Genomic DNA, 6,627 nt, shown 5'->3' on the forward strand with positions numbered 1-6,627 from the left:
AACTCCCCCCGAGCCCCCCTCCTTCTTTGAATACCTTTCGCGGCCCGCCGCAGGCGGGACGCCCAGACAGAAAAAGGGGAGGGGGATCGGGGGAGGTTCCCCTCCCCCGAGGAAACGATGAGCGCAGCAGCAGACGACCGCACCGAATCCATCCGCATGATCCGCGACAGCGCCGGTGCCGTGGCACCTCGCGGCGGCGACACCAAGCGCGTGCGCGCGCTGCGCTTCGCTTCCCCCGGCTTCGACCGCGAGGTCCTCGCGCAGATGGGCGAGCTGGGCTGGATCGGCCTCGCCGTGCCGGAGGAGGCCGGTGGCGCGGGCCTGGGCATGAGCGAGGCGGTCGCGCTGGCCGAGGAACTCGGCGCGGGGCTCCTGCCGGAACCGCTGGTGCCGATGATGCTGTCCGCGAGGCTGCTCGCCGCGGTCGGCCATCCTGAGCTGGAGGGCGTGCTCGCCGGCCGGCGCGTGCTGCTGACCGCCTGGCAGGAACGGGCGGACACGCTGGCCGTGCCAGGCACGCCGGATGGCGCGCGGTTGTTCCTGCCGATGGCGGCCGGTGCGGATGGCTTCCTGCTGCCGGTCCATCAGGGGCCGGGGCTCGGCCTGCATCTGCAGGACGCGGCGGGTGCGGACCTGACGATCGAGAAGGCGATGGATGGCGGCAACATCGGCACGCTGCGGCCCGACCTCGGCCGCGCCTCGCTGGTGGCCGAGGATGTCGGCGACATGCTGGCGATCGCGCTGGATGAAGCGGCGCTGGTGACCTCCGGCCTCATGCTCGGGCTGATGGAACGCGCCTTCGCGATGACGGTGGACTACCTCAAGACGCGCCAGCAATTCGGCCGGATCATCGGCACCTTCCAGTCTCTGCAGCATCGCGCGGCGGACCTGAAGATCCACATCGCGCTGACGCGCGCGGCGGTGGAGGGAGCGGCCGCCGCGCTCGACGGCGGTGCGACGGGTGCCGCGCGGCATGCGGCGGTGTCGAAGGCCAAGCATCGCGCGGCGGAGTCGGGGATGCTCGTGCTGCGGCAATGCATCCAGCTGCATGGCGGCATCGGCTACACTGACGAATACGATGTCGGCCTGTTCCTGCGCCGCGGCATGGTCATCATGAACCAGTTCGGCTCGGCCGCGCTGCACCGGCGCCGATTCATGGCCCTGGCCCCGGAGGACGTGGAATGAGCGACACCGCCCGCGTGCGGGAGGAGATGGACGGCAACGTCCTGATCCTCACCATCGACTACCCGTCCCGCAAGAATGCGATCGGTCCCGGCGTCCGCCAGGCGATGGAGGAGGCGATCGAGCGCGCGCATGAGGAACCGACGGTGCGCGCCATCGTCGTCACCGGCGCGGGCGGGACCTTCTGCGCCGGCGGCGACATCTCGAACATGAATGTCGGCAGCGCGCTGGATGGGCGGGAGCGCATGCGCCGCACCCATCGCCTGGTGCGGCTGATGGCCAAGGGATCGAAGCCGCTGGTGGCTGCCGTGGAAGGCTGGGCGGCGGGGGCCGGCATGGCAGTGGCCTGTGCCTGCGACACCATCGTCGCGGCCGAGGATGCGCGCTTCGTCGCGGGCTTCCACAAGATCGGCCTGATGTCCGACATGGGCCTGCCGTTCTTCCTGCCGCGGCGCGTGGGCGTGGGCCGCGCGCGGCGCATCCTGTTCTACCACGAGGTCACCGGCGCGGCCGAAGGCGAGCGCATCGGCCTGGTGGACTTCGTCGCCCCGCCGGGCAAGGCGCTGGAGGTCGCGCTGGACAAGGCGCGCTTTCTCGCCGCCGAGGCCGCGGGCCCGATCGCGCTCACCAAGAAGATTTTGGCCGAAGGCCTCGATGAGGCGCTGGCCGACGAGCAGACCTTCCAGGGCCTGCTGTTCACGACGCCCGACTTCCAGGAGGGACGCGCCGCGTTCCTCGAGAAGCGCAAGCCGAACTTCGGAGGCTGAGAGATGTTCGCCATCGAACCGCGCGAGACCGCCGACCTGAACCTGATGGAGGACGAGGCCTTCCGCGCCCATGTCCGCCACTGGATCGAGGCGAACTACCCGGCCGAGCTTCGCAACCCGCCCAAGCGCCTGCATTGGGAGGAGAACAAGCCCTGGTACTTCCTGCTGGCCGAGAAGGGCTGGCTGTGTCCCGGATGGCCGCGCCGCTTCGGGGGGCTCGGCCTGTCGCCCGCCAAGCAGATCATCTTCACCGAGGAGGTGGAGCGCCACGGCTGCGCCCGCACCAATGACCACGGCATCGTCATGGTAGGCCCGCTGCTGATCAACCACGGGACGGAGGAGCAGCAGCAGGAATTCCTGCCGAAGATCCTCTCCGGCGAGCACATCTGGTGCCAGGGCTATTCCGAACCCAATGCGGGGTCGGACCTGGCCGCGCTGCGCACCGAAGCGGTGCTGGACGGGGACCACTACATCGTTAACGGCCAGAAGATCTGGACGACACTCGCGATGGACGCGAACTGGTGCTTCCTGCTGGTGCGCACCGACAAGGCGGCGAAGAAGCAGGAAGGCATCTCCTTCCTGCTGGTCGACATGACCACGCCGGGCATCACGGTGAAGCCCATCATCAACCTCGAATACCATGACGAGTTCTGCGAGGTGTTCTTCGACAATGTCCGCGTGCCGGCGAAGAACCTGGTGGGCACGCCGAACCGCGGCTGGGACATGGCGAAGGCGCTGCTGTCCTTCGAGCGCATCTATCTCGGCTCCCCGCGCCTGTCCGCCTATGCCTTCACGCGGCTGCGGCAGCTCGCCGAACGGATGGGGGTGTGGGAGGAAGCGGCCTTCCAGGAGACCTACGCCCGGCTGCGCCTCGATCTCGAGGACCTGAAGTCGCTCTACGGCGCCTTCGTGGACAAGCTGCGGCGGGGCGAGACGCTGGGCCCCGATGTCTCGATGCTGAAGGTGTTCCAGACGGAACTCTTCCAGCGCATCACCGACACGATGCTGGACATCGCGGGCGAGAATGCGGGGCTGCTGGAGCCGATGGAAGGCAACCGCAACCTCAACCCGACGGGGCTCTACATCCAGGCGCGGCCGGCCACGATCTACGGCGGGTCGAACGAGATCCAGCGCAACATCCTGAGCAAGAACGTGCTGGGGCTGCCGGGATGAGCGAGCTGTTCCGCCTCCCCGCGACCGAACTCGCCCACCGCGTCCGCAGCAAGCAGGTTTCCGCGACCGAGGCGGCGCGGGACGCGCTCGCGCGGCTCGACGCCGTCAACCCTCGCATCAACGCCGTGGTGGACCACCGGCCGGATGATGTGCTGGCGCAGGCGGCGGCGATCGACGCTGCCATCGCGCGCGGGGAGGATCCGGGCCCGCTCGCCGGCGTGCCGGTCACCATCAAGGTCAACGCCGATCAGGCCGGCTTCGCCACGACCAACGGGCTTCGGTTGCAGAAGGACTTGGTGGCAAAGCAGGACAGCCCGGTGGTGGCAAATCTGCGCCGCGCCGGCGCGGTGCTGCTCGGGCGGACCAACACGCCGGCCTTCTCGCTGCGCTGGTTCACGCGCAATTCGCTGCATGGACATACGAGGAACCCACGCGATCCGTCGATCACGCCGGGCGGGTCATCCGGCGGCGCGGCGGCGGCGGTCGCTTCGGGCATCGGCGCGATCGGGCATGGCACGGATATCGGCGGCTCGATCCGCTACCCGGCCTATGCCTGCGGCGTGCATGGGCTGCGGCCGACGCTCGGGCGCATCCCGGCCTGGAACGCCTCGGGTGCCGAACGCCATGCGGGCGGGCAGCTGATGGCCGTCAGCGGGCCGATCGCGCGGACCATCGCCGATTTGCGCGTGTCGCTCGCCGCGATGTCGGCGCGCGACATCCGCGACCCCTGGTGGGTCGATGCGCCGCTGGAAGGCCCGCCCATGCCGAAGCGCGCCGCGCTCTGCCTGCGGCCGGAGGGGATGGAGGTGCAGCCCGCCGTGCTCGACGCGCTGCGCGACGCCGCACGGCGGATGGAAGCCGCGGGCTGGATCGTCGAGGAAGCGGAAGCGCCGCCGCTGCGCGAACCCGCCGACCTGCAGGCCATGCTCTGGCTCGCCGAATCCCGCCGCGGCCTGAACACGGCGCTGCACAAGGAAGCGGACCCGGACGCCTCCTTCGTCTTCGCGCAGATGGAAGCGCTGTGTCCCCTGCCCGACCTCAACGCCTTCATGGACGGGCTGCAGAAGCGCGCGACCTTCGTGCGGATGTGGATGGAGTTCCTGGAACGCTTCCCGGTCGCGATCATGCCCGTTTCGGGCGAACTGCCCTTCCGCGACCAGGAGGATGTGGAAAGCCCCGAGGCCTTCCGGCGGATCATCGCCGCGCAGCTGACCCAGGTGGGCCTGCCGCTGATGGGCCTGCCGGGGCTCGCCGTGACGACGGGGATGGTCGGCACGGTGCCGGTCGGCGTGCAGCTCGTCGCCGGGCGCTACCGCGAAGACCTGCTGCTGGCCGCGGGTGCAGTCATCGAGGGGGCCGGCGTGCCCGCCTCCCCGATCGACCCAGCCTGAGTCCCGGCGCCCAAAGCCCCTGTCGTCGCGTGCGGGGCTCGCGAGCGCGCGTTGCGTCGCACCGCATGCCAACCACGCAATGGACCGCCCGTGCGCGGCGCCTGCGCGCCCCTACTCCCGCCGCACCGGCGGGACGCTGCCGCGCGGCGGCTGGCCGTAGCCCGGCGGCGGGGGCGGCTGCTGGCCATAGCCCGGCGGCGGCGGTGGCTGCCCATACCCCGGCGGCGGTTGGCCATAGCCCGGCGGGGGCTGCTGCCCATAGCCGGGCGGCGGCTGCCCATAGCCCGGCGGAGGCTGCTGCCCGTACCCCGGCGGAGGCTGCCCATAGCCCGGCGGCGGACCCTGCGGCGCCTGCGGCGGCGGCTGCCATTGCGGTGGCGGCTGCTGCCATTGCGGCTGGGGCTGCCATTGCTGGGGCTGCTGCGGCTGCCAGGCACCCGGCGGCGGCGCCGCCTGCCATTGCGCCGCGCCCGCGCCGCCCTTGGGGTCGGGCCCGAAGCGGTTCGGCCCCGGCGTGCCGGACAGGAAGGCGGTCTCGACCAGCGCCCAGATCGGGCCGACCAACGGGATGAAGTTGATCAGCACCCACCAGCCGGACTTGTCGCGGTCGTGCCATCGCTTCACCTGGCCCGCCAGCCCGCCCCAGATGGAGGTGATCAACGCCAGCAGGCTGAACGGCCCGATGCCCTGCGCCGAGACCGAGAAGCCGTCCTCCGGCATCGCATCCTCGGTGAAGGTCACGAAGCCGAGCGAGATATCGATGACGCTCGCAACGATCGACAGCGCGATCAGCGGCAGGACATAGGCAAGCCACCATGTCTTGCGCCGGATGCGCCCCTGGAAGCTGAACCACTGGCCGAAGGTCATCGCCCCGCTCCACTCTGAATCGCTTCACACGATCACGGCTTCGCGCCCGGTGACAAGCCTGTGGATGGCTTGCGCCTGTGACATTCGTTGCATAGCGTCGCGATATCGATACATCAGCCGTGCCCGGGAGGCCGACCGCATGATCCGCCGCAAGCTTCTTGCCCTCTTCGCGCTCGCCGGGACAGGGGCGCTCGCCGCCTGCGCGCCGCAGACGGTCTATATCCCGCAGCCGGTCGCCCCGGGCCCCGTCGCGGTCGGCTGCGACACGCGCTTCCAGGTCGTGAACAACTCCTCGCTCACCGTGATGCAGCTGTTCTTCAGCCATTCCAGCATCAACAACTGGGGCGTCGACCAGCTCGGCCAGAACGTGCTGCCGCCTGGGCGGGTGTGGAACTACCGCGCGAACAACGCCGGCAACTACGATTTCCGCATCGTCTGGCAGAATGGCCGCGCCGCGGAACTCCGCCGCGTGAACATCTGCGCCGCCAGCCGCATCGTCGTCACCAATTCGGGCCTCTACGCGCAGTAACCCGCTCGCCGCGGACGTCGCGCCGCGATAGCCTCCCCGCCGGGATCACCGTCGGGGAGGTTTTTCATGTCGGACGAACGCATGGGCATCCTTCGGCAGCGGCGCATCGAGGCCGCCTTCGCCAAGGGCGTCTATGAGGAGATGAAGGCCGAGCTCGGGGAAGCGCAGGCGAAGGCCATCCTGTCCCGCGCCGTGGTGAAGATGGCCAAGGCGACGGCCGCCGAGATGGCGAAGGACGCGCCGGGCGGGGAGCCCTCCCTCGCCCATTTCATCGCGCTCCAGCCGCTCTGGACCAAGGACGACGCGCTGCGGATCGAGACGCTGCGCCAGGACGAGACGCACTACGACTTCAACGTCACCCGCTGCCGCTACGCCGAGATGTACCGGGAGATGGGGCTGGCCGATCTCGGCGCCGTTCTCTCCTGCAACCGCGACGGCGCCTTCTGCGAGGGCTACCATCCGAAGATGAAGCTGGAACGCACCCAGACCATCATGGGCGGCGCGACCCACTGCAACTTCCGCTACACGATGGAGGAGTAGCCGCCATGGCCGGCTACGTCGCCACCGACGCGGCCGCCTATGAACGCAGCATGGGCCGCTGGAGCCGCCTTCTGGCCGATGCCTTCCTCGATGCGCTCGACCTGCCGCGCGGCGCGGCGCTGCTCGACGCCGGCTGCGGCACCGGCGCGCTGGCCGCGGCGATCGCCGCGCGCGACCC

7 protein-coding genes are annotated in these 6,627 nt (G+C 70.1%); 6 read left to right on the plus strand and 1 reads right to left on the minus strand.

Annotated features, from left to right (window positions below; all coding sequences use genetic code 11):
- Positions 1-117 precede the first annotated feature (117 nt).
- The 4 genes from HW577_RS18055 to HW577_RS18070 are packed head-to-tail and all read left to right on the plus strand — an operon-like array spanning position 118 to position 4,513.
- Positions 118-1,185: an acyl-CoA dehydrogenase family protein gene (locus HW577_RS18055; RefSeq protein ID WP_198377536.1), complete on the plus strand. Its 1,068-nt coding sequence runs from the start codon at positions 118-120 to the stop codon at positions 1,183-1,185.
- Complete coding sequence (locus HW577_RS18060) at positions 1,182-1,949, plus strand: enoyl-CoA hydratase/isomerase family protein (protein ID WP_198377537.1); 768 nt, start codon at positions 1,182-1,184, stop codon at positions 1,947-1,949. The genes HW577_RS18055 and HW577_RS18060 overlap by 4 nt, the downstream gene beginning before the upstream one ends.
- A gap of 3 nt (positions 1,950-1,952) precedes the next feature.
- Entirely contained in the window at positions 1,953-3,122 is a 1,170-nt protein-coding gene (locus HW577_RS18065; RefSeq protein WP_198377538.1) for an acyl-CoA dehydrogenase family protein, read from the plus strand.
- Positions 3,119-4,513, plus strand: a complete 1,395-nt coding sequence (locus HW577_RS18070) for an amidase family protein (protein WP_198377539.1) — start codon at positions 3,119-3,121, stop codon at positions 4,511-4,513. Before HW577_RS18065 ends, HW577_RS18070 begins: the two co-directional genes overlap by 4 nt.
- 111 nt (positions 4,514-4,624) lie before the next feature.
- Here HW577_RS18070 and HW577_RS18075 read toward each other — a convergent pair whose 3' ends face one another.
- The gene (locus tag HW577_RS18075) at positions 4,625-5,380 is read right to left on the minus strand and encodes a DUF805 domain-containing protein (protein WP_198377540.1); all 756 of its coding nucleotides are present in this window, start codon (positions 5,378-5,380) and stop codon (positions 4,625-4,627) included.
- 139 nt (positions 5,381-5,519) lie between these two features.
- On the opposite strand from HW577_RS18075, the gene HW577_RS18080 reads away from it, so the two are divergent.
- On the plus strand, positions 5,520-5,909 hold the full coding sequence (locus HW577_RS18080) for a hypothetical protein (protein WP_198377541.1): 390 nt from the start codon (positions 5,520-5,522) through the stop codon (positions 5,907-5,909).
- 66 nt (positions 5,910-5,975) lie between these two features.
- Positions 5,976-6,449: an L-2-amino-thiazoline-4-carboxylic acid hydrolase gene (locus tag HW577_RS18085; protein ID WP_198377542.1), complete on the plus strand. Its 474-nt coding sequence runs from the start codon at positions 5,976-5,978 to the stop codon at positions 6,447-6,449.
- Positions 6,450-6,627 lie beyond the last annotated feature (178 nt).

The sequence above is a fragment of the Neoroseomonas rubea genome (assembly GCF_016106015.1).
Taxonomy (GTDB): domain Bacteria; phylum Pseudomonadota; class Alphaproteobacteria; order Acetobacterales; family Acetobacteraceae; genus Neoroseomonas; species Neoroseomonas rubea.

Coding starts and splice junctions, on each gene's coding strand:
- HW577_RS18055 (WP_198377536.1), top strand. CDS start 118: ATGAGCGCAGCAGCAGACGACCGCACCGAATCCATCCGCATGATCCGC.
- HW577_RS18060 (WP_198377537.1), top strand. CDS start 1,182: ATGAGCGACACCGCCCGCGTGCGGGAGGAGATGGACGGCAACGTCCTG.
- HW577_RS18065 (WP_198377538.1), top strand. CDS start 1,953: ATGTTCGCCATCGAACCGCGCGAGACCGCCGACCTGAACCTGATGGAG.
- HW577_RS18070 (WP_198377539.1), top strand. CDS start 3,119: ATGAGCGAGCTGTTCCGCCTCCCCGCGACCGAACTCGCCCACCGCGTC.
- HW577_RS18075 (WP_198377540.1), bottom strand. CDS start 5,380: ATGACCTTCGGCCAGTGGTTCAGCTTCCAGGGGCGCATCCGGCGCAAG.
- HW577_RS18080 (WP_198377541.1), top strand. CDS start 5,520: ATGATCCGCCGCAAGCTTCTTGCCCTCTTCGCGCTCGCCGGGACAGGG.
- HW577_RS18085 (WP_198377542.1), top strand. CDS start 5,976: ATGTCGGACGAACGCATGGGCATCCTTCGGCAGCGGCGCATCGAGGCC.